General features: G+C 37.4%; 27 protein-coding genes. 25 read left to right on the plus strand and 2 right to left on the minus strand.

Going from position 1 to position 25,062, the window contains the following annotated elements; all coding sequences use genetic code 11:
* Positions 1-26 precede the first annotated feature (26 nt).
* The 16 genes from AC4IFE_RS02670 (at position 27) to AC4IFE_RS02745 (ending at position 18,855) form a co-directional block, all read left to right on the plus strand.
* The gene (locus AC4IFE_RS02670) at positions 27-1,022 is read left to right on the plus strand and encodes an SDR family NAD(P)-dependent oxidoreductase (protein WP_490754660.1); all 996 of its coding nucleotides are present in this window, start codon (positions 27-29) and stop codon (positions 1,020-1,022) included.
* Between the two features lie 10 nt (positions 1,023-1,032).
* A complete protein-coding gene (locus AC4IFE_RS02675; protein WP_490754662.1) occupies positions 1,033-1,761 on the plus strand; it encodes an SDR family oxidoreductase in 729 nt (242 codons plus the stop codon).
* Between the two features lie 123 nt (positions 1,762-1,884).
* Positions 1,885-2,703 (plus strand): helix-turn-helix domain-containing protein, encoded by an 819-nt coding sequence (locus AC4IFE_RS02680; protein WP_490754663.1) that lies wholly within the window; start codon positions 1,885-1,887, stop codon positions 2,701-2,703.
* A gap of 341 nt (positions 2,704-3,044) precedes the next feature.
* Positions 3,045-3,788, plus strand: a complete 744-nt coding sequence (locus tag AC4IFE_RS02685) for a helix-turn-helix domain-containing protein (protein ID WP_490754665.1) — start codon at positions 3,045-3,047, stop codon at positions 3,786-3,788.
* Positions 3,789-3,823: 35 nt separating this feature from the next.
* Positions 3,824-4,195 carry a VOC family protein gene (locus tag AC4IFE_RS02690; protein WP_490754666.1) on the plus strand — a complete coding sequence of 124 codons (372 nt, stop codon included), beginning with the start codon at positions 3,824-3,826 and terminating at the stop codon, positions 4,193-4,195.
* A 145-nt stretch (positions 4,196-4,340) separates the two neighbouring features.
* Entirely contained in the window at positions 4,341-6,845 is a 2,505-nt protein-coding gene (locus tag AC4IFE_RS02695) for a PIG-L family deacetylase (RefSeq protein WP_490754668.1), read from the plus strand.
* 100 nt (positions 6,846-6,945) lie between these two features.
* Complete coding sequence (locus AC4IFE_RS02700; protein ID WP_490754670.1) at positions 6,946-8,637, plus strand: sodium:solute symporter family protein; 1,692 nt, start codon at positions 6,946-6,948, stop codon at positions 8,635-8,637.
* A gap of 22 nt (positions 8,638-8,659) precedes the next feature.
* A complete protein-coding gene (locus tag AC4IFE_RS02705) occupies positions 8,660-9,178 on the plus strand; it encodes a DUF2911 domain-containing protein (RefSeq protein ID WP_490754671.1) in 519 nt (172 codons plus the stop codon).
* A 549-nt stretch (positions 9,179-9,727) separates the two neighbouring features.
* Complete coding sequence (locus tag AC4IFE_RS02710; RefSeq protein ID WP_490754672.1) at positions 9,728-10,270, plus strand: peptidoglycan-binding protein LysM; 543 nt, start codon at positions 9,728-9,730, stop codon at positions 10,268-10,270.
* Between the two features lie 202 nt (positions 10,271-10,472).
* Positions 10,473-11,018, plus strand: a complete 546-nt coding sequence (locus AC4IFE_RS02715; protein WP_490754800.1) for a peptidoglycan-binding protein LysM — start codon at positions 10,473-10,475, stop codon at positions 11,016-11,018.
* A 652-nt stretch (positions 11,019-11,670) separates the two neighbouring features.
* Entirely contained in the window at positions 11,671-12,216 is a 546-nt protein-coding gene (locus AC4IFE_RS02720) for a peptidoglycan-binding protein LysM (RefSeq protein ID WP_490754673.1), read from the plus strand.
* A 200-nt stretch (positions 12,217-12,416) separates the two neighbouring features.
* Positions 12,417-12,962, plus strand: coding sequence for a peptidoglycan-binding protein LysM (locus tag AC4IFE_RS02725; RefSeq protein ID WP_490754675.1), 546 nt, complete (start codon positions 12,417-12,419; stop codon positions 12,960-12,962).
* 207 nt (positions 12,963-13,169) lie between these two features.
* The gene (locus tag AC4IFE_RS02730; RefSeq protein WP_490754677.1) at positions 13,170-13,715 is read left to right on the plus strand and encodes a peptidoglycan-binding protein LysM; all 546 of its coding nucleotides are present in this window, start codon (positions 13,170-13,172) and stop codon (positions 13,713-13,715) included.
* An 81-nt stretch (positions 13,716-13,796) separates the two neighbouring features.
* Positions 13,797-14,597, plus strand: a complete 801-nt coding sequence (locus AC4IFE_RS02735; RefSeq protein ID WP_490754679.1) for a fimbrial biogenesis chaperone — start codon at positions 13,797-13,799, stop codon at positions 14,595-14,597.
* A 9-nt stretch (positions 14,598-14,606) separates the two neighbouring features.
* On the plus strand, positions 14,607-17,411 hold the full coding sequence (locus tag AC4IFE_RS02740) for a COG1470 family protein (RefSeq protein WP_490754680.1): 2,805 nt from the start codon (positions 14,607-14,609) through the stop codon (positions 17,409-17,411).
* Between the two features lie 10 nt (positions 17,412-17,421).
* Positions 17,422-18,855 carry a hypothetical protein gene (locus AC4IFE_RS02745; protein WP_490754681.1) on the plus strand — a complete coding sequence of 478 codons (1,434 nt, stop codon included), beginning with the start codon at positions 17,422-17,424 and terminating at the stop codon, positions 18,853-18,855.
* 130 nt (positions 18,856-18,985) lie between these two features.
* Here AC4IFE_RS02745 and AC4IFE_RS02750 read toward each other — a convergent pair whose 3' ends face one another.
* Positions 18,986-19,144, minus strand: coding sequence for a hypothetical protein (locus AC4IFE_RS02750; RefSeq protein ID WP_490754683.1), 159 nt, complete (start codon positions 19,142-19,144; stop codon positions 18,986-18,988).
* A 418-nt stretch (positions 19,145-19,562) separates the two neighbouring features.
* On the opposite strand from AC4IFE_RS02750, the gene AC4IFE_RS02755 reads away from it, so the two are divergent.
* The 4 genes from AC4IFE_RS02755 (at position 19,563) to AC4IFE_RS02770 (ending at position 22,593) form a co-directional block, all read left to right on the plus strand.
* Positions 19,563-20,306: a sensor histidine kinase gene (locus tag AC4IFE_RS02755; RefSeq protein WP_490754685.1), complete on the plus strand. Its 744-nt coding sequence runs from the start codon at positions 19,563-19,565 to the stop codon at positions 20,304-20,306.
* Positions 20,297-20,941 (plus strand): response regulator, encoded by a 645-nt coding sequence (locus tag AC4IFE_RS02760; RefSeq protein ID WP_490754686.1) that lies wholly within the window; start codon positions 20,297-20,299, stop codon positions 20,939-20,941. The genes AC4IFE_RS02755 and AC4IFE_RS02760 overlap by 10 nt, the downstream gene beginning before the upstream one ends.
* Before the next feature lie 507 nt (positions 20,942-21,448).
* A complete protein-coding gene (locus tag AC4IFE_RS02765; RefSeq protein WP_490754801.1) occupies positions 21,449-21,781 on the plus strand; it encodes a nitroreductase family protein in 333 nt (110 codons plus the stop codon).
* 128 nt (positions 21,782-21,909) lie between these two features.
* Positions 21,910-22,593, plus strand: a complete 684-nt coding sequence (locus AC4IFE_RS02770) for a type 1 glutamine amidotransferase domain-containing protein (RefSeq protein ID WP_490754687.1) — start codon at positions 21,910-21,912, stop codon at positions 22,591-22,593.
* Positions 22,594-22,908: 315 nt separating this feature from the next.
* On the opposite strand, the gene AC4IFE_RS02775 is transcribed toward AC4IFE_RS02770, so the two are convergent.
* Entirely contained in the window at positions 22,909-23,223 is a 315-nt protein-coding gene (locus AC4IFE_RS02775; RefSeq protein WP_490754688.1) for a helix-turn-helix domain-containing protein, read from the minus strand.
* A gap of 100 nt (positions 23,224-23,323) precedes the next feature.
* Here AC4IFE_RS02775 and AC4IFE_RS02780 point away from each other — a divergent pair, with 100 nt between their 5' ends.
* The 5 genes from AC4IFE_RS02780 (at position 23,324) to AC4IFE_RS02800 (ending at position 24,992) form a co-directional block, all read left to right on the plus strand.
* On the plus strand, positions 23,324-23,548 hold the full coding sequence (locus tag AC4IFE_RS02780) for a hypothetical protein (protein WP_490754689.1): 225 nt from the start codon (positions 23,324-23,326) through the stop codon (positions 23,546-23,548).
* Positions 23,549-23,553: 5 nt separating this feature from the next.
* Positions 23,554-24,111: a helix-turn-helix transcriptional regulator gene (locus AC4IFE_RS02785; RefSeq protein ID WP_490754690.1), complete on the plus strand. Its 558-nt coding sequence runs from the start codon at positions 23,554-23,556 to the stop codon at positions 24,109-24,111.
* 40 nt (positions 24,112-24,151) lie between these two features.
* Positions 24,152-24,352, plus strand: coding sequence for a hypothetical protein (locus AC4IFE_RS02790; protein ID WP_490754691.1), 201 nt, complete (start codon positions 24,152-24,154; stop codon positions 24,350-24,352).
* An 89-nt stretch (positions 24,353-24,441) separates the two neighbouring features.
* A complete protein-coding gene (locus tag AC4IFE_RS02795; RefSeq protein ID WP_490754692.1) occupies positions 24,442-24,672 on the plus strand; it encodes a hypothetical protein in 231 nt (76 codons plus the stop codon).
* Positions 24,673-24,674: 2 nt separating this feature from the next.
* Entirely contained in the window at positions 24,675-24,992 is a 318-nt protein-coding gene (locus tag AC4IFE_RS02800) for a hypothetical protein (protein ID WP_490754693.1), read from the plus strand.
* The last annotated feature ends 70 nt before the right edge of the window (positions 24,993-25,062 follow it).

Below are 25,062 nucleotides of genomic sequence, written 5' to 3' on the forward strand. Positions count from 1 at the left end.
TATCAACAACAGTTAATCATTAAAAAATGGTACAAAACAATTATCAGGGAGCCCTGCAGCAACCAATAGGTTCTGGCTTCAACGCAAAATCGACAAGTAAGGATGTGATCAGGGATATTGATCTTACCGGAAAAATCGTCATCATTACCGGCGGTAATACAGGCATCGGCCTGGAAACGACCAAAACATTAGCTGGCGCTGGAGCAACAGTGATTGTTCCTGCCCGGGATACTGACAAAGCTAAGCGAAATCTGGAAGGCATTGCCAATGTAGAAATTGAACCTATGGATTTAATGGATCCGGCTTCCATTGATACATTCGCAGAAACCTTCATTGCATCGGGGCGGCCGTTGCATACACTGATCAACAATGCCGGTATTATGTGGGTACCGCTCCGCAAAAACAACAGAGGTATCGAATCGCAATTGGCGACCAACTATCTGGCACATTTTCATTTGACAGCAAAGCTTTGGCCTGCCCTGGAAAAGGCCGGCGGCGCAAGGGTAATTAATGTTTCATCTCAAGGGCATCAGTTCGCACCATTCGATTTCGAAGATCCCAATTTCCTGCACCGTGAGTACGAAACTTTACAGGCTTATGGACAATCCAAAACCGCCACTAATTTATTTGCTATGGAACTGGATGAGCGGGGCAAAGGTCAAAATGTCCGTAGCTATTCCCTTCATCCGGGTTCTATTGGTGGTACCGAACTGGGAAGAGAAGCATCCTTGGAATTACTTCAGAAAATGGGATTTCTGGATGAAAATGGCAATATATTGCCTGAAGTAGCCGCTTCGCTCAAGACCATACCACAGGGTGCTGCTACTACCATCTGGTGTGCCACAAGTCCGTTGCTTAATGATCTTGGCGGCGTCTACTGCGAAGATTGCGATGTGGCTGTACTGGCTTCTGATGAAAATACATCACATGGAGTGAAAGAATATTCGGTAGATAAGGACAATGCTAAACGCTTATGGACATTGAGTGAAGAAATGACAGGTGTAAAATTCAATAATATATAAAAGTATTAAAATGGAAAATTTGGAAAATAAGGTTGCCGTCATTACGGGCGGCAACAGTGGTATTGGTTATGCTGCGGCAAAATCCCTAAGTGAAAAAGGTGCAAAAGTAATTATCACCGGCAGAAGAAAGGAGGCAATTGAAAATGCAGCAAAAAACCTAGGTGTAACAGGCCTGTTGGCAGACCAGTCAAGTTTGAACGATATCGACAAACTGGTAGAGGTATTGAAAGCCGATTTTGGGAAAGTTGATATTTTGCTCATCAATGCAGGTATCACCAAATTTGCATCCATAGAGGCGATGTCAGAGGTTATATTTGATGAGATAATGGACGTAAATTTCAAAGGAGTATATTTTACGCTGAGTAAATTGATCCCGATCTTGAACGATAATGCATCTGTTATTTTATTATCCTCAACATCTGCTACCATTTCGCCTCAAAGTGCTTCGGTATATGCAGCAAGCAAGGCCGCTATGAATGCCGTAGGTAAAATTGCAGCCCTCGAGCTTGCACCACGCAGAATACGGGTAAATACGGTAAGCCCTGGTCCTATTGCTACAGAAATTATGAATAAAATTGGTTTAGATGACAACCTGGAAAAGCAATTGGTAAATAGCATTCCTTTAGCAAGAATGGGAGAGGCAGGCGAGGTAGCCAGTCTCATCACCTTTTTAGCAGGCGATGAATCATCTTACATGACAGGGTCTAACTTTTTAGTCGACGGCGGACAGTCCATATAATGTTATCTAATAGGTTTATTCTATGAAAAATTTAATAATTTTAAACATTATCTCCACTGTTCACCGATTGCCGGTTGGCAGTTCGGACAATTATTTGATAAATATTAATAAAAGGACAGGCAGATGGAATACCAGGCAAAATATATAACAGAGGATATCAAGCTTTCCTGTTATGAGGACAAGTTTTTTAAGTCTGATATTATGTTCGACCATCATATGCTCATCTGGTTTATTTCAGGTGAAACAAAAATTGTGCAGGCCGACGCTACCTACCTTTTTAGGAAAGGAGATATCTTTCTGATTCCCAGGAATCAACTGGCTACCATCATCAATTATCCGAGGGACGGGGAGCCTCATAAAACAGTTGTGATGCACCTTACCACGGAAAAACTGAGGGAGTTCTATGCCAATTTGGAGGTAAGGCCAAAATTATCGGAAACACCAAAAATATTTGTGTTCAACAATCATCCTTTGCTGGAGAGCTGCCTTTCTTCGGTTATTCCCTACTTTGAAATGGAAGAACTTCCTTCAGACATTGCATCGCTGAAAATAACAGAAGCAATCACAATTCTTCGGAGTATAGACAAACAGGTCGACAATGTGCTGGCCAATTTTGAAGAACCAGGGAAAATTGATTTAGTCAACTATATGGAAAAGAACTTTATGTTCAATCTTCCTTTAGAAAAGTTCAGTTACCTGACAGGGCGCAGCCTTACCACTTTTAAGCGGGATTTCAGCAAAGTTTTTAACAGCACGCCCCAACGATGGCTTACCCAAAAACGACTGGAACTTGCACACTATCAATTTGTGGAAAAAAAAAGAAAGCCGATCGATGTTTGTTACGAAACAGGCTTCGAAAATCTATCTCACTTTTCTTTTGCATTCAAAAAACAGTTTGGGTACGCACCTACAGAACTGCTGAATCTACTGAACAATTCATAAGTATTTCATACTCAAAAATTGGTAAAAGATTTGATTCTGACCTTTTAGCTCATGAAAATTATGGAGGAAAGGAATCTGCGCCGTACTAAGATTTTATTTGGATTATAAGCAAATTCAGGCGCTCTTCAATTGTACAAGTTTCAGGTAATATTATTATCATTGCTGAGCGGAGATTTAATCTTGTTCTTTAAGGCGGTTAGTTCATTTTCAAGCCGTTGAATCACACCTTCAAATATCAAATTCACTATATTTGTTATGGGAAGTGGTTGATTGTTATTGTCTTGAGCTGTCCTCGAAGCAGTTTAATTAATTTTAATTTGTGGTGTCCTTTGAAAACTGATTTGGAATACATCTTTTTACCGCCGCAAGAATGCCTAAGCCATCTTATTGAAAGTATATGGATGGTACGGAATCATTCTGAAGACAGTGTGGAATCAATAATTCTTCCAGACGGAAAGATCGATCTTTTCTTATTTCTGGACGAGACGGGCTATTTTGAAATTTTCACAGGAGGGATATGTAACGAACCCATAATAAAACATCCTTTTCCCAAATCGGTCATGTTTGTCATAAGCTTTTATCCCACAGCTGCAGAATATATATTTAAGCGTTCCTTTTCCGATTCCCTTAATAAAAAAATCATTTTACCACCTGGTTTTATGGGCTTCTATAAAGAGGACATACAGGATTTTAAGAGTTTCTACAGGAAAGCATGCGATACCATACAGGGTATATTGACTGAACCGGTCGATAACCGTAAGATAAGACTGTTTGATGTGATTAACCGCTCAAAAGGAGAAACTAAGGTTGAAGCAGTTGCATCAGAAATCGGATGGAGTAGCAGAGAAATAAACCGATATTTCAGAAAATGGTTTGGGATACCTTTAAAAACCTATATTGACATCATCAAATTCTGCAATTCACTCAAACATGTGAAAAGTGGACACTTTTATCCAGAATTAAACTATGCAGACCAATCACACTTTATAAGAGCTGTCAAGAAATTTTCCGGAACTAAACCTAGTGTTTTAAGCAAAAATAATAATGACCGATTTATCCAATTGACAACATTATCTGATGATTAATTTTGTTTTGTAAAATAAAGCAAATCTTAAATAAAATGGAATTAAATCACATTAATCTGGTTGTAAAAGATGTCGATAAAGCTGTTGAACTGTTCGGAACACACATGGGCTTTGAGCTGCTTACCAATCGCAATAGTAAGATGGCTGTTATGGAAAATAACAAGAATTTCGCACTGGTAATTTGGGGACAGGTAATGAACAATGAAGAAAAAATACCGGATTATCCGCAAAACTTTCACATCGGATTTTATCAGGAAAATGAAAATGCCGTATGGCAGATCTATGATAAAATTAAAGATGAACTGTATCTAAGAATGGAAGGCGTACCCAAAAAAATACGGAATACCTTTGGATTTTATTTTTACTTTGAGAATCTGATGATTGAGGTCAGTGTAAATCCCTTTTAATCTTTAGTTTATTTCAATTGTTTTTTACCTTTCACACAAAGATTTGACAAAGAATATAATAGAATGTTTGGAGTTGCTCATTGCTTTTTCTTTTTAGTTGAAAGAAAGATGATTTACTTATATTTGCCCTGCAAAGCAAATTCAAATGTTCAAAAAAGTAATCACTGTACTTATCCTTGGCTTTAATACGGTTTTTTGTTCGGCCCAACAGGTTCGGCCCTCCAAATCATCTGAAATTTACCGTGAACTCAAAACACTTAAACAGCTGCCGAAAGTTCTATACCTTGCAGCTCATCCCGATGATGAAAATACAGGACTACTCTCCTGGTTAATCAACGACCAAAATGTAGAAACGGGCTATCTGTCTTTAACCAGAGGTGATGGTGGTCAGAATTTATTAGGTACAGAGCAAGGTGCTGCACTGGGTTTAATCAGAACGCATGAGCTTTTAGAGGCAAGAAAGTTAGACGGTGCCCAACAGTTTTTTACCCGGGCGATTGATTTCGGGTTTTCTAAAAATACGACCGATACCTTTAAACAATGGGATGCAGATAGTATTACAGCTGATGTAGTTTGGGTCATCCGTAAATTCCGTCCTGATGTGATCATTTGTCGTTTTCCTCCTACGGCTGCGGCAGGCCACGGACAGCATGCGGCTTCGGCTGTGGTTGCAGAAAAAGCTTTCAAGCTGGCAGGAGATAAAACAGCTTTTCCAAATCAGCTAAAATATGTAAATGTATGGCAGCCAAAACGCGTATTGTGGAATACTTTCAGATTTGGTGGGGTTAATACGACAGCTGAAAATCAATTGAAAGTTACCGTTGGGCAGTATGATGCGCAATTGGGAATGGGCTACGGTGAACTGGCAGGATTAAGCAGAAGTTTACATAAAAGCCAGGGTGCGGGAACACAGTCTGTAGCCGGGATCAGAACTGAATATTTTGCCCACGTTACTGGCGAGCCTGCAAAAGCAACACTTTTTGACGGAGTCTTTAAAACCTGGACTGCAAAAGGAAACGCTGAGATTGACCAGTCATTGGATAAAATTATTTCCGCTTTCAATTTCAATAATCCTGAACTTAGCTTGCCTGCATTGCTTGCTTTGCGAAAAAAGGTCATGGCACTGCAAGATTCAGACCTGAAAAAGGATAAAATTAAATCTCTTGACAATATCATTTTAAGCTGTGCAGGGTTTATGGGTGAAGTAGTTACCAATCAGGCTGAGGCTGTTGCCGGAGATCATTACAATTTTAAGTTGAATCTGATTTCAAGAGCTGCAAACCCTGTCGTTTTAGACAATGTAAAATGGTTAAGTAAGTCAGAAAGCTTCAACAGAAAACTATCAAAAGATTCTTTAATTACCATTGAACATAACCTTCAGATTCCTGCAGATGCGGCACTCACAGAACCTTATTGGTTGGCAAAACCAGCCACGAACGCGGCAACTTTCTCTGTTCCGAATGATACTTTAGTCGGTTTGCCAGAGGCAGAATCACCACTGAATGTTTTGCTTGATTTAAAAATCGGTTCGGAAAACTTTCAGGTTAAACTTCCTCTGTCTTTCAAGAAATTAGACCCGGTGCGGGGTGATGTGGTCGAAGGCTTGCGTATTGTTCCTGCACTGGAACTGAAATTTACACAACCGCTTTATGTGGTCAAAGAAAATGAAGATTTACATTTGAGTTTAAATGTTAAGGTTAATTCTAACAGACAGTACAGTAACGGTAATCTAAACCTCATGTATAACGGAGAACGGTTAGGCGGCACTGATTTAAGTTCGATAAAAGGAAAAGATTTTACCGTCGATTACGTTATTCCAAAAAATAAGCTTGCCTCTATCAATTCGGCTCGTTTGCAACTGGATGCCAATTTTGTTGCAGAAGGAGTAACTTATAATAAAAAACAGGTATTAATTCAGTACCCGCATTTACCCTCCTTACAATATTTTGTGCCTGCAACAGTAACCGTGATGAAAGGTGATATTCAGGCGAAAGCTAAAAAAGTGGGTTACATAGAAGGTGCGGGCGATTTCATTCCTGAGTTCCTGCGCATTGCAGGTATTCAGGTAGAGGTCCTGAAAGACGAAGATTTTTATGGCAACTCAGATGAATCTGCTGGAAACGGCAGTCAAAACAAGCTCTCGCAATATGATGCCATTATACTTGGTGTTCGTGCCAATAACACAGAGAAAAAGCTGGGTCGATGGATGCCTTTTTTATGGTCTTATGTAAAAGGCGGGGGTAATCTGGTGATGCAGTATAACACCAGCCAGGATACAACCGTTGACAAATTGGGGATATACAATTTCAGTATTGCCAATAAGCGGGTTACCGAAGAAAATGCTGCGGTTACGTTTTTAAATCCAAATCATAAATTACTGAACTTTCCGAACAAAATTACTGCGGATGATTTTAAAGGTTGGGTACAGGAGCGTGGCGCCTATTTCCCGGCTCAATGGGATGCAGCGTATGAACCGCTTTTTGAAATGCACGATACCGATGAAGAGCCTCTGCAGGGATCAACTTTATATGCCAAATACGGGAAGGGTAATTTTGTTTATACACCATTGGCATTTTTCAGACAGCTGCCTGCGGGAAATGTTGGGGCGGCACGTTTATTTTTAAACTTTTTATCTGCACAGAAAAACTGATGAATAAGCAACTTAAAAACTGGAATACCTGGTACATATTATTAGCAGCTGCATTAGTATTCCAGATCATATTTTATTATTTGTTTACTAAATTCTGGGCATGAGTAATATAGATTGGACAGTTCTCATTTTTACACTTGTCGCAGTGGTGGTTTATGGCGTATTTATCGGTCGTGGCCAAAAAAGCAACGAATCCTACCTGAAAGCAGATAATAAAATGCCCTGGTACATTGTGCTTATCGGTATTATGGCCACGCAGGCAAGTGCCATTACATTTCTTTCAGCACCGGGCCAGGCATATACAGACGGCCTGCGTTTCGTTCAGTATTATTTTGGTCTGCCTTTGGCGATGATTGTGATCTGTATTACTTTCATCCCGATTTTTCAGCGCTTAAATGTTTACACGGCCTATGAATATTTAGAAAACCGTTTTGATAAAAAAACAAGGGTCCTCACTTCACTGCTTTTTCTTTTTTCAAGAGGCTTATCAACAGGAATCAGCATTTACGCTCCGAGTATCATCTTGTCAAGCGTTTTAAACTGGAATATTTATGTAACCAATGTTTTAACGGGCGGCATTCTGTTGATTTATACCTATGTTGGCGGAGCAAAAGCGATCGCTCACACCCAAAAACTACAGTTTCTCATTATTCTGGGAACCATGGCTTTTGCAGGTTATCTGCTTATACAGAATATGCCGAATGGAGTTGGTTTTAAGGATGCGCTTTATCTGGCGGGGAAATCCGGAAAGCTCAATGTAATCACCACAGAATTTGATTGGAAAGATAAATACAATATCTGGAGCGGGCTGATTGGTGGTTTTTTTCTGGCACTTTCTTATTTTGGTACGGACCAGAGTCAGGTCGGGAGGTATATCACTGCGAAAGACAATACCAACGCAAAAATGGGCTTGCTGTTGAACGGATTGGTTAAAATTCCGATGCAATTTGCTATTCTCCTGATCGGAGCTTTACTTTTTGCATTCTTTTCTCTGAAACCGGCTCCCATTTATTTTAACGAACGCTCTTATCAATATTTAAAGGAAACACAACCTGAACAGGCTGCGGTATTCGAAAAAGAGCATCAGGATTTGCAGATAAAATTTAATGCAGAATCGAAAGAAATTCTAAAGTTGAAAGAAACTCATTCTCCCCAACTTAAAAAAACAATTCAGGATTTTAAACATACACAAACCCAGGTAAAAGCACTTCACGGCAGGGTAGAAGAAGCGATCAATAATTCAAACTATAATGCTGAGAAAACGGATACCAACTACATTTTCCTGTATTTCGTGAAAAATACACTGCCTGTAGGGATGATCGGTTTACTGTTTGCCGTCATTTTTCTGGCCAGCTGGGGTTCAATTTCTGCAGCACTGAATTCCCTTGCTGCCTGTTCATTAAAAGATGTTCATCTGATATTTAAAAAAGAAATTCCTGATGATGAAACCGAATTGAAGTACAGTCGCCTGCACACTTTAGCCTGGGGTATTTTCTCAATCGGCGTAGCCATGTTTGCAACGCAGATGGGTTCTCTTATTGAAGCGGTTAACGTATTAGGTTCTCTTTTCTACGGCCCGATATTGGGGATTTTTCTTGTTGCATTTTATTATAAAAAAATCACCGGTTCCAATGTATTTATTTCTGCAATCTTATCAGAAATTGCGGTTATTGCCGTTTATCAGTTCGATGTCGTTTCTTTCCTTTGGCTTAATGTCATTGGGGCAGCGGCAGTCATTATATTTTCAGCAATCGGGTTATTGTTTTATAAGCCGAAAGCAGTAAATTCGTAAACAAACAACAAACAAAAATATTATGAAAACAATGATCAAATCTGCTACCGTACTTTTTGCTGCAATGACTATTTCAGTAAATGCATTTGCACAGGATACTAAAAAACCAGCGAGCCCTCCGGCTACTGCAACGGGGAAAATTAAAGATGCAACCATTACAATTGCCTATAGCAGCCCTTCAGTAAAAGGACGTACCATCTGGGGTGGTTTAGAAGCTTATGATAAAGTTTGGCGTGCGGGAGCCAATGAAGCAACGACTTTCGAAACGGATAAAGACATTACCGTTCAGGGTAAACCTCTGCCTGCGGGTAAATACAGCTTTTTCTTGATCCCTAAACAAAGCGGAACCTGGACTGCCATTTTTAACAAAGAGCCAAAACAATGGGGTGCTTATAAATACGAACAAGCTAAAGATGCTTTACGTGTTGATGTAAAAACAAAGGCTTTACCGGCAACACAGGAAACTTTAGTTTATAAAATAAATAATAATGGATTCACAATGGATTGGGATAAAATTTCAGTTCCTGTAGAGATAAAATAATTTTAAGTATGAAAAATTAAAATCCCGTTAATGTGGGATTTTTTTTGTTTGATATTGTATCAAAATTACTATTGTACTTTAAGGATATTTCGAACTTGCAAGGATAATAGATTATAAGCCTACTGGGATAATTTCAGTCTGTTATTTAAAACAAACTAAGCATATTATGCTTAAAATATCGAACACTAATATCAGATTGTAAGAGTTTGATAAATAGGTTTTTATACTTATAAAAAAGAGACTGTCTTTTGAGACAGCCTCATTTGGCTTTGTGTGACCAAGACAAGCATATCTTCAAACACTTTTATAGATGATTTGGTTCGATTGAGCCCAATTAAACAAGAATTACAAATCTCATTTTGATAAAGTGTTTTTTATAGTGAATAATAAGAAATAAATCTATCACATTGAATATCTGCAAACTTTATGATGATAATACTTAAATAATGATGAAAAATACTTTGGTAATTTCAGATAATGTTATTAGATTTATAATGAATTCTGAATTCTGAATTACAATATTATTACACCTCACTAAATTTATTAATCATGAAAAAACAAATCTTTATCGTTGCGCTGTCTCTGGGAGCAATAGCCTTAGGAACCAAACAGGTTATGGCACAAAATTCAGAGCAGTTGAGTACATCAGTAAATATTATTTTATCGGACGTTATTGCAATGGACATTGGCTCTGTTGCTTCAGAAGGCTCTGTAGATTTTAATTATGGGAATACAAAAGACTATAATTCATCAAAAAATGTGACGGTTCCCAACAGTTTAGTCGTTATTTCCTCCAAAAATTTCGATGTAAAAGTAAAATCTGAAGGTGCACATTTTGTAAGTGGCGCAAACTTAATTCCTGTAGATATATTACAGGTAAAAGCAATACCGGGCGGAAGTCTGGTGGGAACCCTGAATGAGGTCACTTTATCTACCAATGACCAGGTGCTGGTGAGTAATGCAAGTTTAGGTACCAAACAGTCTTTAAATATTGCTTACTCCATTTCAGCGGAAAATGCATCCAAGGTTCTTCTGGGAAAACCACAGGGAACTTACACACAAAAAATAACCTATACTGCCACTGCATTGTAAGTCAATAACAATCTTAAATAGAAAAGCCCTCGATACCGTCAAAGTATTGAGGGCTTTTCTATTTATCATATGAATAAACCGTGTAGTGATTTTACTACATGAACTTCCGTTTTCCACTACAAAGAAACTTTTATCACCGCTGTAGATTTGTAATGTTCAAAAGAGAACAATTAAATAAGAATAACAATTAAATATTACTACCATAACAAAACAAATCGTAATCACAGCCTTAACTATTGGAGCCATCATATTAGGAACTAACAATGTTCAGGCTCAAAATACAACTGCAACCACAACGGTAAACATTACCCTGAACGATGTAATCTCTATCGACGCCGGAAGTACTGCCATTGGTAATACGGTTGACTTTAATTATGTTACTGCAGCAGACTATAATTCTGATCAAACGGTTACTAAAGCCAACTCTTTGAAGGTTACTTCCACAAAGAACTTTAATGTTAAAGTAAAAGCAGGAGGTGCTAATTTCATGAATGGAACGAATTTAATCCCTGTAAATGTTTTGACTATCAAAGCAGCTACTGCTGCCGGAACAATGGGTGGAACAAAAAGCGCTGTAGTTTTATCTGCAACGGATCAAACCTTAGTAGCCAATGCTCCTCTTGGAAGTGCATTAACACTTAACCTGGACTACACCATTCCAGCGGCAAAATCATCATCTTCTGATATTTTAGGGAAACCGGCCGGAACTTATACGCAAACAGTAACTTATACTGCAACAGCTTTATAAGTTAATTTTTTTCATATTATATTTTGTGATTTGGTGTTTCGAAGGCTTCCTCAGGAGGCCTTTGATTTTGTATGTATTGTACTGATATAGATAAAATTCAAAATCCGGGAATAAGTATCTGTCATCTGTAAGGTAGAATCTATGCTTTTGGGCATTTAAATCTAATTAATACATCACACCAAACATTCAGTAAATTTATTAACCGTTTTATATCTTTTTAAAGATATCAAATCTCAAAAAGCGATTAATACTTGCTTTTACGAAAGTAGTTTGCTGAATGCTTGGTGTATTATTACAATAACAAATTAACTATATTAGTTATTTGCGTTATATTACTAATATACTCTTAAATAACAATGATAACACATTTATCAACCTATAAATATTTTTTGTGAAAACCTAAAAAAAGTTATACGCAAACGGTAATTTATATTACGACAGCTTTATAATAGAAATAACAGGAATTTATATACGCCCTCAACACTTAGAAAGTGTTGAGGGTTTTACTATTTAAGTCAAATGAATAAACCGTGTAGTGATTTTACTACATGAACTTCCTTTTTCCACTACAAAGAAACTTTTATTGCCGCTGTAGATTTGTAGTGTTCAAAAGAGAACAATTAAATAAGAATAACAATTAAATATTACTGCCATGACAAAACAAATCGTAATCACAGCCTTAACTATTGGAGCCATCATATTAGGAACTAACAATGTTCAGGCTCAAAATACAACTGCAACCACAACGGTAAACATTACCCTGAACGATGTCATCTCTATCGACGCCGGAAGTACTGCCATTGGTAATACGGTTGATTTTAACTATGTTACTGCAGCAGACTACAACTCTGATCAAACGGTTACCAAAGCCAACTCTTTAAAAGTTACTTCTACGAAGAACTTTAATGTTAAAGTAAAAGCAGGAGGTGCTAATTTTATGAATGGAACCAACTTAATCCCTGTCAATGTTCTGACGATCAAAGCAGCTACAGCAGCCGGAACAATGGGCGGAACAAAAAGCGCTGTAGTTTTATCTGCAACGGATCAAACCTTAGTATCAAATGCTCCGCTTGGAAGTGCATTAACACTGAACTTGGACTACACTATTCCAGCGGCAAAATCATCATCTTCTGATATTTTAGGGAAACCGGCCGGAACTTATACCCAAACAGTAACTTATACGGCGACTGCTTTATAATAAAAAAAACACATCATTATATCTGCCCTCAGCACTTTCCAGTATTGAGGGTTTTTCTATTTAAACCCAATGAGTAATCCTGTAGTGATTTTACTACATGAACTTCCTTTTTCCACTACAAAGAAACTTTTATTGCCGCTGTAGATTTGTAATGTTCAAAAGAGAACAATTAAATAAAAATAAAATTAAATATTACGATCATGAAAAAACAAATCGCAATCGCAGCCTTAACTATTGGAGCCATGATATTAGGAACTAACCATGTTCAGGCTCAAAATACAACTGCAACCACAGCCGTAAACATTACCCTGAACGATGTAATCTCTATCGATGCAGGAAGTACCGCAATTGGTGGTGCAGTTGCCTTTAACTATGTTACTGCAGCAGACTATAATTCGGAAAAAACAGTGGCCCAAGCCAACGCTTTGAAAGTTACTTCAACAAAGAATTTTAATGTAAAAGTAAAAGCAGGTGGCCCGAATTTCGTGAATGGTTCAAACTCAATCCCTGTAGATGTTTTAACAATTAAAGCTGCAGCAGCTCCTGGAACTATGGGCGGAACAAAAACGGATGTGGTTTTATCTGCAGGAGAAAAAACCTTGGTGGCAAATGCTCCGCTTGGAAGTGCATTAACACTGAATCTGGACTATACTATTCCAGCGGCAAAATCATCATCCTCTGATATTTTAGGTAAACCGGCCGGAACTTATACGCAAACGGTAACTTATACAGCGACTGCTTTATAAAAAAAATAAAAAAACACATCAATATATATGCGCCCTCAGCACTTTCCAGTATTGAGGGTTTTTTATTTAAGCCAAAGGAGTAACCCTGTAGTGATTTTACTACATGAACTTCCTTTTTCCACTACAAAGAAACTTTTATTGCCGCTGTAGATTTGTAGTGTTCAAAAGAGAACAATTAAACAAGAATAAAAATTAAATATTACTGCCATGACAAAACAAATCGTAATCACAGCCTTAACTATTGGAGCCATGATATTAGGAACTAACCATGTTCAGGCTCAAAATACAACCGCAACCACAACGGTAAACATTACCCTGAACGATGTAATCTCTATCGATGCAGGAAGTACTGCAATTGGTAATACGGTTGATTTCAACTATGCTACTGCAGCAGACTATAACTCTGATCAAACAATTACTAAAGCGAACTCTTTAAAAGTTACTTCCACGAAGAACTTTAATGTTAAAGTAAAAGCAGGAGGTGCTAATTTTATGAATGGAACCAACCTAATCCCTGTCAATGTTCTGACGATCAAAGCAGCTACAGCAGCCGGAACAATGGGCGGAACAAAAAGCGCTGTAGTTTTATCTGCAACGGATCAAACCTTAGTATCAAATGCTCCGCTTGGAAGTGCATTAACACTGAATCTGGACTACACTATTCCAGCGGCAAAATCATCATCTTCTGATATTTTAGGTAAACCGGCCGGAACTTACACGCAAACAGTAACTTATACGGCGACTGCTTTATAATAAAATTTTTAGTTTGCAAAGGTTCCTTTTGCTGTGTTTTCAGTAGTTTTGGGAATCTTTTATTATTAAACTATTTACACCATGCACAAGTTCATTCACCTTTTCATTTTCTTTATCCTCACAGGATCTTCTTCACTTCTGGCACAAAGTATCTCCATGTCGCCTACGCGCTTGTTTTTCACAGGTAATCCAGGAGAAAAAGTGACAAAGACAGTCACGCTTCAAAACAGCTCGGATAAGGATTATGTTTTTAATCTCAACTATAAAGATTGGGTTAGAGAAGAAGACGGAAATAAGGTTTATCTTGAAGCAGGCAGTTCAAAAACTTCCAATGCTTCCTGGGTGTCCACCTTAGAAAATGCTGTAACAGTTCCTGCGAAAAGTACAAAGGAGATTGTAGTAACCATGCAGATTCCGGCGAACGCATCACAATCTGCCGTTACGAACAGCATGTTGTTTTTCACCCAGCTTCCTCAGCAGGCAGATAAGGCACGTATTCAGAATGGTATTGGTATTATTACCTTATTTGAGGTGGGACTTCACATCTTTTATACTCCACCGGGAAACCATGTAAAAAGTTTGGATATTACCAATATTTCAGAGGTAAGTAAGGAGAATGCAGCGAACAGAAAAGTCGCAGTAAGCATCCATAATGACGGAAACACCATCAATGATGCCACCGTTGAGTTTGAACTTACCGATACAGACAGTGGTAAGGAAATAAAATTACCCGCAATTTCAATCTCCATGCTTCCGGATACCAATCAGGTTGTTCAGTTTTCTTTACCAGAGAACATTTCAGGGAACTTCCTTGGCGTGGTTATTATCAAAATGGCAGAATCCAATGATTTACGTGTAGGAGAAAAAAACTTTAAATTTTAAAATTAAGCTTTGAAACCACAGAATGGAATATCGATATCAGTCCTAAGAAGAACGATCTTATTTTTTGTATTTGTTCTTCTGCACTTCTCGTTGGCCTTTGCGCAGGAAAAGAAGGATATCCAAATCCATTTTGAAAATGACAGTGTAGCTGTTGAGAAGGGTTCTACTTTTACTAATTTCCTGGTTATTGAGAATAAAAGTTCTGAAGAGATTACCATTCAGAATATCATACCTCAGGAAAAATATCCGGGATTGCTTTTCTATCCCAAAAATGACTTTACCTTAGGTGCGGGTCAGTCTAAAAATCTTCCTGTGAAACTGATCGCTAACGTGGATTTTATGAAGCTGAGATCCAATGAGATCCAATTCCAGGTTTCGTATACCAGCCCAACGGTCACCAGAACTGAAAGCGCCTCGTTCTTTGTTGCTAAAGGCGAGAACAAAAACATTGCAATTTATACGGCAACATACGAAAATTTCATTAACCCCGCTTTGCCCCAATCCTCAATTCTGCTGACTGTAGAAAACCAGGGGTATAGTAAACGAACTGTTAGGATTGATTTGCAATCTATTCCTGATGGTCTGGAAATTTTACCAAAACAGCAAACCTTATCTCTGGAAGGTTTAGAAAAACAAACGGTTGAGATCAAAATTGCGGTCAGAAAACAGAATACACTTTATCCGGAATTTAATATTAACGCAATCGTCACAGATCTGCTTGATAATAAAATCGTGGGAAGCAACACGCTCTACTTAGTCATTTTATCGCACAACAGACAAATTGCCCGGGGAAACGAAGCGGTGAGCGGAAGTAATTTTGCGGAGATGAGCTATAATGAAAATAGTTCAGGGTTCAATTATCTTCAGCTGAGGGGAAACACAGCGTTTCGGGTGACTGAAAATTTGAAATCGCGCTTCAATATGGGTGCAGATTACTATCTTGAAGACGGCCGTTATAACCTGTATGATACCTGGCTGGAACTGGAGAGAAAAAATACGGTATTAAGGGTGGGAAATGTTAATAGCAGCGATTATGATTACCCTGTTTTCGGAAGAGGAGGGAAGGTTTCTACCAAATTTGGTAATAATAATCAGATTGAAATTCTTGCGCTGGAAAATAATTATAACCTGTACGGTAATTATTTCCAACAAACAGAAGGATCTACCATGGTGGGTGCAAAATATGGTTTTGGGAATGCTAAATCTTTCAATGGGAAAGTGTCCTATATATTCGACCATGATCCGCGCCTTAACGTAGATACGCAGGTAGCGAATGCGGTAACATCATTGTTAATTAACGATAAACACACCCTCCGCACGGAGGTGGGCCTTAGCCACGAAAAAGGCCTTGTGAACAAAGATGAAAACGCAGGAGCTTCCATGGGAGCTAATTACGATGGAAAAATAGGGAAATGGGATATCCAATCTGTCAATTCCTTTGCCACCAAAAGTTATGCAGGGATCAAACGGGGATCCTTTTTCTTAAATCAGCGGATCGGCCGCCAATTTTCTGCTTCTCAGCGTGCTTTTATACAATATCAGAATTCGCAGGTAGAACCCGAGTTCCTGAGTTTCCAGAGTGAGCCAACCCAACCTGGGAATATCTCTAATTTACGTTATTATTTCAACAGTACAGAAGCTTTGGGAATAGGTTACCAGTTTTCTTTAAAGCAGTGGAATTTTCTACTGTCTCCAAAGGTTGAAAGGCAAAAAACAGCTAATTCTTACACATCGCAGGAACTTTTTTCATACCGGTTGGAAGCCAATATCAGCACTACATTAGGTGCCCACGGATTGAACCTGACGGCGGAATATTCTTATTCAAAAGAGAACAATAAACCGGACTGGTTCAACAGTTTGAAAACAACTTTATCTTACAGATATAAATCATTCTCCCTCAACGGAACAGCCCAATGGAACGCAATCAGTGTCTTTGATTTAAATTCTTATTACAATGCAGACCGTAATTTCGCCAATTACAATGTATACGCCTCGTATAATTTCCAGATGCTTAATCATAATCTGACCGGATCTTTTTCAGCAGGAGCCTTCTATTCGGAACTTTATAAAAATTTAAACAGCAATATCACCGGTAATCTGGAATATAAGATTTCGCCTTCCTGGTCCACCACAGGTTATTTTAATCTTTCCGGTTATAAATCTACGGCTGAATATGCAAGCAGTGGCAGTTATTACCAGTTCAGAGTGGGGATTAAAAAATATTTTACCACAGCTACAGCTCTCGGAAATCATAAAGTGGCATTTCAGTTCTTTGAAGATAAAAATTCCAATGGACTTCTGGAGTCCGGCGAATCGGTACTTGCTAATGAAATTGTAAAACTGGACAATTATGTAGCGATGACAGATAAGAATGGGAAAGTAGTTTTTCAGAATGTGCCCGAAGGTACTTACACCCTGAAGGTGAACGAAAGTGCGGGTGCCCGGTTGATGATGGATCCTGTCATCATGGTACATAACAATATCAACCGCAAAGTAGGCCTGGTAAAAAACATTAAGGTAAGTGGGAAATTAACAGAGATCAGGCAAGCCTATGATACTGTGGAAACGGATGTAACCGGAATCGTGGTGTATGCAAAAAGTGAAGATGGGACGATCTATACTGCCGTGGTTAACCAAAAAAATGAGTTTGAGTTTTTCCTGAAAGATGGAAAATACAATCTCTATATTGAAAATGACAAATACAGCTATACACAACCCACCCAAACTATTCAGGTGACAAAAGAAGGGTATTCAGAAACCGTGGTTTTTGAATATAAGAAGAAAGACACCACCATTAAGGTGAAAAAGTTTTAAATTTAAAAGTATGAAAAAGATGAGGATTTTTCTAATAGGAATTTTTACCATGTTCTGTGGGTCTGCAGCCACGAAAGCTCAGGATGTGTACCTGTCGGTTCCTGAAAATAATATTTTTAACAGGAGCGAATTTACCTCAGTACCTACAAGGGTAATGACGAACGCCAACAGAACAAACTGGGATTATGCCTTTTTGGGATTACTCCCAACAGCTCCTACATTTACCTCTGTTTCCGGGCCAACTTTTACCCACTCTTCTTCCTCATTTACCTTACCCGGTTCCACTCTTCTGTGGCAGCTAGAAAGTATGGGCGGACAGCTGCCATCTGTTGGACTTTCAGGTTATTTACCAGGTTTTCAGTCGTTCAGTACAAGCGCTATAAAATGGTTTGAACCGCCATCGACCAGTCTCGGAGGAGGATTCAACCGGGGAAATATCAATTTTACATTTAAAATTCCTGCCGCACAATTTACTGCCAATGCCTTCCGGGCCGGAAATTACTCTATGGATATCACTCAGAATTATAATGACTTTACCCCACGTAATTTTAAAACAATTTTAGTCATTCCTTCATCTATACGATGGATAGCAAACTCTTTAACGAAATACATTGAAATATCTTCTTTAAATGACTACCGCAATACAGGCACGCGGGTGTGGGATTTGGGGAATACGGAAATCGCAAATACGGTTGATTTTAATTTTTGGGCGAAAGTTGCTGGCACAAACATTCAGTTTACGTCCTCTAAAGGTGTTCCGGGAACCAGAAATATAGCAAGTATTAAATTGGGCAGTAACGGATCTTCACTCACGACCAAAGCCTTATCTTCCGATTTTCAGAATTTTTCTGCTGCCAATTTCAGTGTTGTAGCGGGAAACAGAAGCAGCTTCATTCCGCAACTTTATGTGTCTGCGGAAGATTTTAAAAACTTCTTTTTTGAAGCGGGAACTTATACGTTTGAATTGAACTTCAATGCCGGAAGTACAGATAACACAATTAACAGTTTGCAAAATACGGCTGTTCAGTTGAAGGTGCTTCCTCTGTCGGAGATTACTATTCCCAGTTCCGGGCGCAATGTCAACTTCAATTTTAATACAGCTGCCCATTACACCGATGGTCAGTCACAAATGATTCCCAACCAAATTATGTTGTCCAATAATGAAAGTTTTGAGCTCTATGTAAAATCGGACGAAAATTATTTCAAGAAAGGCGGCCTGCAGACCAACATCAATTCCAACATATTACAGATTGGCGTGGATGGTGGTTCTGTAAATGTTCCCTTATCCAAAACTCCTCAAAAAATACTCTTTAACGGAGCACCGGTTTTGGACCGGGGATTGAACATAAGATACACCATACCACCTGCGGGTGCCCAAAGTTTGGTAGGGAAGGAAAATACCACGTACTCTATCAATGTTTATTATAGCTTTACGGCAATTTAACAATACTTTCTGAAATAATTCTTCCTTATGGACCACTTTAATAGCAATAATCAATCGCCGGATCAGCATGGTATTGATTGATTATGGAGCTTTGTACCATAAGTATTTTATTTGAAGAGCAAGTATGTGTTCATGCTTCCGGTAATTCGTTTTGGGAGTATATTTCATACCAATGTTGTATGGCTGTGGTTCCATCTCCACAATTGGCCGAAAGCACAAAACTGTCCAAAAGACTTCCTAAAGGATCTCTATACAGAAACCTTTTTTCCTTTGATGAGTTTTCTTCCATCAATCCCTTTATTTTCAGTACTTGTAGATGTATTTTTGTAGTCTGGCTATCAATTATTGACGCTTCAGGCTGTCATTTTTTATCTTACATCATTTGATCAGTTATCTCCTGATATTGTCCATGTTCCATCTTTTACCCATTCTCGGTAATACCAGTAAACAGTTTACAGGGTGGAAGTTTGTCGGAATATTATGCCACACAAAGCTGTTTTTAGTTAAAGAAAATAGGGGATTTATTATTTAAGGTAAATCCTATTTAATTTTTCTTTTTACTAATATGATATTTTTTATAACTTGCCTGCTTCTGACAGAAAGGTCTGAGCTATATGTTTTTATTCACATTTAAACAATATTACCCTTTCTGCCTTTTTTCAAAAAAAATAATTCAAACAGCTTCTTAAACATTTGATACTGAATTTATGAATGATTTGATCAACGAACTACAATTAAAAATCGAAAGACTGGAAAACGAAATCAATTTCAAGAACGGACTGATCTCAATATTGTCTCATGATTCAAAAGAACTGTTTGGAAATTTTCTGTGGCTTATAGAATCACTGGAACAAAAGACCATAAATGAGGAAGATTTTTTTAAGCTGTTGCCGCAGGTAAAAAGCGATGCCCGGAAGAATCTGCAAACTGTCCAGGACAGCAGCGCCTGGCTAAAAACACAATACGGGGAATTTAAGATTAAACCCGTTAAAATCATGGTGACGGATCTTTTTCACTATTTAGAAGAAAAATACGCAGCTAAATTAAAAGAAAAAAACATTCAATTTTATTTTAAAGGAGATCACAATGTATTTCTTACAAGCGATCGCCTCTTGCTTGAATATGTTTTAGACAAAATTTTTAACAATGCGGTAAAATACTCCTTGCCGGGGCAAGATATTTATTTGCAGGTAATTACAGAAGGTGACCAGGTTGTATTTTCTGTGATTGATTTCGGAACGGGAATGAATGACAAGTATTTATCTGCAATTTACACTTATGATAATCCCATATTCCTGGGAACTGCGGGCGAGAAAGGAGTTGGATTAAGTTTGAAAATTGTAAAAAATTTTATATCCTTGCTGCATGGAAATATCCAAATCATTTCCGCTGAAAATAAAGGCACCACGGTTTCCCTTTTTTTACATAAATTTATAGAACGATGGGTTTAAAAGTAAACATTCGTATTGTTGTAGCAGATGATCATGGTATCGTCCGGATGGGTTTGATACAAACCATCAAACGATTAATTCCCGATGCCGTCATTTCAGAAGTCGAAGATTATAAATCGTTATACAAATTAATTCAGAAAGAAGAATTCGATCTGGCCATTATGGACGTTAATATGCCTAATGGTACTGTTCAGGAGGCAATAGATTACATAAAAATCCATCAACCTAATTTAAAAACTCTGATATTTTCTTCACAGGACGAAGAGCTGTATGGGATGCGTTATCTAAAAATGGGTGCCGGTGGCTATCTCAGCAAGCTAAGCTCCAGTGAAGTCATTGAGACAGCTTTAACGGCGATGCTCAATAAGGGCCGGTATGTGAGTGATAATATAAAAGAAGCGATTTTTTTAGAATCATTAACTGGTGCTGCCAAAAATTCTCCAATTGAAACGTTATCAGACCGCGAGTTACAAATTGCCAATAAGCTTGCAGAAGGTCTTCCCCTCAAAGAAATTTCCAATCAGCTGAATCTCCATTCATCGACGATCAGCACTTACAAAAACAGGTTGTTCGAAAAGCTGAAAATACGGTCCATACCTGAACTGGTGGAGATTCTCAGGCTGTACAATCAGTAAATATTCTATCACAAAAATTGATTGTGATCCAATGAAATTATGCTGTACGCTGCTTTTCTGTCTCCTTCTCTGGTCTTTTTAGGTTCAAAATCGTATATGTAAGTAGCTTAGTATATCGCTCACTGGGATATTACTTTGATATTATTGCTTTAAATGAATCAACAGAATTTATCAGTTCTACAAAAACACCGGAATATCTTGCAGCAAGAAAACCTGTAATATCTACTGCCAAAACATCTGGCTTATTTTGGAATCAAGAATAAAAAATGGCTCAATTTAGATAAATTGGAGCCATTTAGGTATTTGTGAACTCGACAGGACACTATCCAAACTCTTTTTTTACTGAAATAGAAAAAAATTAGAAACATGTGCTTGAGTAATAGTGTTTTGTGTGTTTTTTTCTTGGTTCTAATCCTTTTGGTGTATCCCTAGCAAACTCTGTAGGACGTTCGATGCGAAGTACGGTTGAGAAACAGGAAAAAAGAAACAAAGACAGAGAATTTTACTATGCTTCTATGGCATACTGGGCGGTTTCAGAAAGTTATTGACCGGGACTATAGGGATTTCAGGACAATTACGAGAGAGGCTTCCGAGAATGATATGCGAGTGATGGTTCACAAATCATGTGCGCTGGCAGCTCAAACTTTTATGATCGCTATGGCCAATGGTGATACCTGTCCTCTAGAGGGTTTTGACAGTAAGGTCTTGAAAAAGGTGCTGAAATTACCCCGAGGCGCTCAGGTTAATATGGTTATCTCCTGTGGAATCAGAAAAGGAAATGAAATAATTTGGGGTGAACGTTGCAGGGTGTCATTTAATGAAGTATATATTAAGAGATAATCAAGAAATTAGGCAGTAATTCTAATTATTTTTCTTAACAGAGATTCGGTTACAATCTTCCTTGATTGGGTTACTTACACCCATTCGTTTATTATTAACTTTAAATAATAGAAAAAATGAAATAAAAAATGAAAAAAATCCTTCTGACTGTAACTAATATCAGTCATTATAAAAGTGGCTTAGAAACCGGCCTATGGTTGAGTGAGCTTACCCATATCTACCACACAGCAAAGGAAAAGAAATGGGTGGTCACCATTGCAAGTCCTAAAGGTGGAGATGTACCTATTGACCCTGAGAGTTTAAAGCCTCTTGTATTGGACAAAATTTCAAAATCATACTATGAAAACCCTGCTTTTATGAACGAACTCAATCATTCAAAGAGTTTACTGGAAGTTCAAAATGAAGATTTTGACTGTGTATATCTCGCAGGTGGACATGCAACAATGTATGATTTTCCAGATGATGTTATGATGCAAAATATCATCAGAAGGCAGTACGAAAGTGGAAAAATGGTTGCTGCTATTTGCCACGGTGTGGGAGGATTGATTAATGTGAAGCTTTCTGATGGTACCTATCTGATTACAGGAAAATCAATGACAGGATTCGACTGGTTTGAGGAAACCATCGCAAGAAGAAAAAGAGAAGTTCCTTTTAATCTTGAAGTTTCAATTGTTGAGCGTGGCGCAGATCTGAAGAAAGCATGTATCCCCATGACCTCAAATGTTATAGTGGATGGGAACCTGATTACAGGACAAAATCCATTCAGTTCAAAAGAAATGGCAAAAGTTGTTGCGAAAGAACTTGATAAATAATACTCTTTCGGGCTTACATAAGTCAAATAAATTATAGTTAATCATTAAAATTAATTATGGCACCAAACGTAAAAGAAAATAAACCATTTTCTTATTATCATGTTGCGTTTAGAATCAAACTAATTTTTTTTTGAATTAACACTTTTGTAATGAAAGTCTTAATTTGATGAAATCTAACTAATTGATTATGAATTATGTGAAAAAAAATATGCGCAAATTGTCCTGAATTTGCGCATATTGTCGTTTGTGACCTCGACAGAATTATTCTCATAGTTGTAAATCAGTTAGTTAGCTGTTAATTTTGACAAATTTGTGTCAAATTTTGGTTTTTGTGATAATTTTTTTAATCTCTTTAAGAGTATTTTCTAGTTCTGATATTCTCTCTGAGTCCGGATTCCTCGGACCTATTTCATTCAGAAAATCCACATCAACGTTTTTATTGACAAGCGCATTAAGATCTATTTCGGGGCAACGTTCATTCAGTGCTTCGAAGAAATCTTGTGAAAATCTGTTTCTACCATTCAACATTGCAGATAATGTTACTCTGTTTATATCTAATTTTTCTGCTAAATCTTTCACTTGAAGATCATTGATTCTTAGGTAATGGTAAATTTTCTCACTGATTGTCATATAGTTATGGTTTTAATCAAAAAATATTTTCGTTACCTATTGCATCATAAGATATAATAAGTAACTTTGTCACAATAAGTAACGAAGTGTCACAAAAGTAATGAAAAGTAATAAGGTAAAAAAAATTGATTCCAATATTGCTGAATCCTTTCAAATCATTGACGATTATTTGCCAAAACGATATGTTGCGAAAGTTTTAGAAATAGTGCCTGATACTACAGAATCTATAATTAGACAGGTAAAGTCACGTAAATCAGGTGATTTGAAAATCATTGCAGCACTTCTAAAAGTTGCAGAAGACAGTAAATCAATTTTAAAAAAATAATTCAAATGACTTCAACAAGGTTATATCCAGGGATGCGTGACGGCTCCTTAGAATTCTTCTACATCAAAGAAGAAAACAGACTCATGGCTATCAAGGGTGGTCGGGTTTTAGACTATGAAGAGCTTCCTCTGGAAGACACAAGATTTTTAGATCACATTATTGAATCTGAACTTGCCACAAAAGTAATACTTGAAGGATGGTTTCCTTCACGCATGGAGCAGAAAAGGAAGTTGGCAAAATGCCGCTTTGGTGGCTTAAATTTCACTCCAGACTATGTGAACGGAATACAAGCTCCCGATTCTTTCGATTGTCCTTTAAAAAATCAATGTAAAGGTTTTGGGAAAGTTTGTAAGAATATTGAATACAAGGGTTTTCCTTTAGCTCCGTTCGATGAAAAAGCAATTAGTCTTTTGATATCAGCTAAAAAAAATACGGTAATAGCTGAAGAGCTTAAAATTCCATTAGGTTCCTTCGAAGTGTATAGAACAAAATTATACAATTCACTTAGAATTTCAACAAAACAAGAACTGGCCAGCGTAGCGTTTAATTTGGGCTTGATCTAATTTTTAACCTTTCCCCGTTTCGGCGGGGGTTTTACAAAATATGATAACAAAAAAAGTTACAATAAAGCTTGATGAGCGGGGAACTATACGACAAATCCGCAATATTGAAAGCGAAGATGAACTGTATGCGTTTTCAAGGAAATTGAGAATGTATTTTGATGCTGGAATTATCATTATTTCAAATGATATTCGAGAAGCAATGAATGACAAATTAGATAAAATATATAGAAGTTTTCAGTAACTCATGTTGTATTGAGTTCATGGTTATTGGTTTTACCCAGCCAGTAGTGGCTGGTTGGGTTTTCTCTTAAATTTTTAAAATACAAATTAATGGATTCTAAGCTATCAGCCTTTATTAATAGTTATAAAGAAAAGCCCGTAAAGCAGTTTACACTATCTGATTTTAAAACAAAAGCAGGTAATGTTTCTTTTAACAAATTATTAAAAGAACATAATCACGATATCTGGAAAAAATGTAAATGTGGTAATGTGGAAGATCTCCGTCAAACATGGCATTGTTCTTCTTGTGGGGCCATTCTTTTTACTCCAAAACAAAAATAATAATGAAAAGATATCTTACATGCCTTACTATCCTGAAAGGCTCAAAAAACACCTTAGAGAAAGAAATAAAAGCATTTTTGGCGCAGAATGACAGGGTTGTTGTAAACGCTTCAGAACTTGAAATATTCAAAGAAAATATAATTGCGCATCTCATTTTTATTTGCCAAGAAAATAAGAGATGTAAGTCAATAAATTTTAAATGGTTTTTAAAATTTACTTCCAACAAAGATTTCGGTCTTGAAGGAAATATAGAATGTTTACATTTTTCACTTCTTGAAATAAAAAACGAGTTCCACATTGATAAAAGTAAAGAGAAATGAGCAGCAAGAAACATCGTAAAAGGCTAAAATTTAATTGGCAGATGAGAAACAACTACTATAACGGTTTTAA

This window comes from Chryseobacterium sp. UF-81 (assembly GCF_058245105.1).

What these genes read in the sequence shown, in the direction of transcription:
- AC4IFE_RS02735 (WP_490754679.1), top strand. Translation starts at nt 13,797, where the DNA reads ATGCACAAGTTCATTCACCTTTTCATTTTCTTTATCCTCACAGGATCT.
- AC4IFE_RS02690 (WP_490754666.1), top strand. Translation starts at nt 3,824, where the DNA reads ATGGAATTAAATCACATTAATCTGGTTGTAAAAGATGTCGATAAAGCT.
- AC4IFE_RS02675 (WP_490754662.1), top strand. Translation starts at nt 1,033, where the DNA reads ATGGAAAATTTGGAAAATAAGGTTGCCGTCATTACGGGCGGCAACAGT.
- AC4IFE_RS02730 (WP_490754677.1), top strand. Translation starts at nt 13,170, where the DNA reads ATGACAAAACAAATCGTAATCACAGCCTTAACTATTGGAGCCATGATA.
- AC4IFE_RS02720 (WP_490754673.1), top strand. Translation starts at nt 11,671, where the DNA reads ATGACAAAACAAATCGTAATCACAGCCTTAACTATTGGAGCCATCATA.
- AC4IFE_RS02750 (WP_490754683.1), bottom strand. Translation starts at nt 19,144, where the DNA reads ATGGAAGAAAACTCATCAAAGGAAAAAAGGTTTCTGTATAGAGATCCT.
- AC4IFE_RS02700 (WP_490754670.1), top strand. Translation starts at nt 6,946, where the DNA reads ATGAGTAATATAGATTGGACAGTTCTCATTTTTACACTTGTCGCAGTG.
- AC4IFE_RS02710 (WP_490754672.1), top strand. Translation starts at nt 9,728, where the DNA reads ATGAAAAAACAAATCTTTATCGTTGCGCTGTCTCTGGGAGCAATAGCC.
- AC4IFE_RS02795 (WP_490754692.1), top strand. Translation starts at nt 24,442, where the DNA reads ATGGATTCTAAGCTATCAGCCTTTATTAATAGTTATAAAGAAAAGCCC.
- AC4IFE_RS02765 (WP_490754801.1), top strand. Translation starts at nt 21,449, where the DNA reads ATGCTTCTATGGCATACTGGGCGGTTTCAGAAAGTTATTGACCGGGAC.
- AC4IFE_RS02780 (WP_490754689.1), top strand. Translation starts at nt 23,324, where the DNA reads ATGAAAAGTAATAAGGTAAAAAAAATTGATTCCAATATTGCTGAATCC.
- AC4IFE_RS02800 (WP_490754693.1), top strand. Translation starts at nt 24,675, where the DNA reads ATGAAAAGATATCTTACATGCCTTACTATCCTGAAAGGCTCAAAAAAC.
- AC4IFE_RS02770 (WP_490754687.1), top strand. Translation starts at nt 21,910, where the DNA reads ATGAAAAAAATCCTTCTGACTGTAACTAATATCAGTCATTATAAAAGT.
- AC4IFE_RS02790 (WP_490754691.1), top strand. Translation starts at nt 24,152, where the DNA reads ATGATAACAAAAAAAGTTACAATAAAGCTTGATGAGCGGGGAACTATA.
- AC4IFE_RS02670 (WP_490754660.1), top strand. Translation starts at nt 27, where the DNA reads ATGGTACAAAACAATTATCAGGGAGCCCTGCAGCAACCAATAGGTTCT.
- AC4IFE_RS02725 (WP_490754675.1), top strand. Translation starts at nt 12,417, where the DNA reads ATGAAAAAACAAATCGCAATCGCAGCCTTAACTATTGGAGCCATGATA.
- AC4IFE_RS02760 (WP_490754686.1), top strand. Translation starts at nt 20,297, where the DNA reads ATGGGTTTAAAAGTAAACATTCGTATTGTTGTAGCAGATGATCATGGT.
- AC4IFE_RS02775 (WP_490754688.1), bottom strand. Translation starts at nt 23,223, where the DNA reads ATGACAATCAGTGAGAAAATTTACCATTACCTAAGAATCAATGATCTT.
- AC4IFE_RS02745 (WP_490754681.1), top strand. Translation starts at nt 17,422, where the DNA reads ATGAAAAAGATGAGGATTTTTCTAATAGGAATTTTTACCATGTTCTGT.
- AC4IFE_RS02695 (WP_490754668.1), top strand. Translation starts at nt 4,341, where the DNA reads ATGTTCAAAAAAGTAATCACTGTACTTATCCTTGGCTTTAATACGGTT.
- AC4IFE_RS02680 (WP_490754663.1), top strand. Translation starts at nt 1,885, where the DNA reads ATGGAATACCAGGCAAAATATATAACAGAGGATATCAAGCTTTCCTGT.
- AC4IFE_RS02755 (WP_490754685.1), top strand. Translation starts at nt 19,563, where the DNA reads ATGAATGATTTGATCAACGAACTACAATTAAAAATCGAAAGACTGGAA.
- AC4IFE_RS02785 (WP_490754690.1), top strand. Translation starts at nt 23,554, where the DNA reads ATGACTTCAACAAGGTTATATCCAGGGATGCGTGACGGCTCCTTAGAA.
- AC4IFE_RS02705 (WP_490754671.1), top strand. Translation starts at nt 8,660, where the DNA reads ATGAAAACAATGATCAAATCTGCTACCGTACTTTTTGCTGCAATGACT.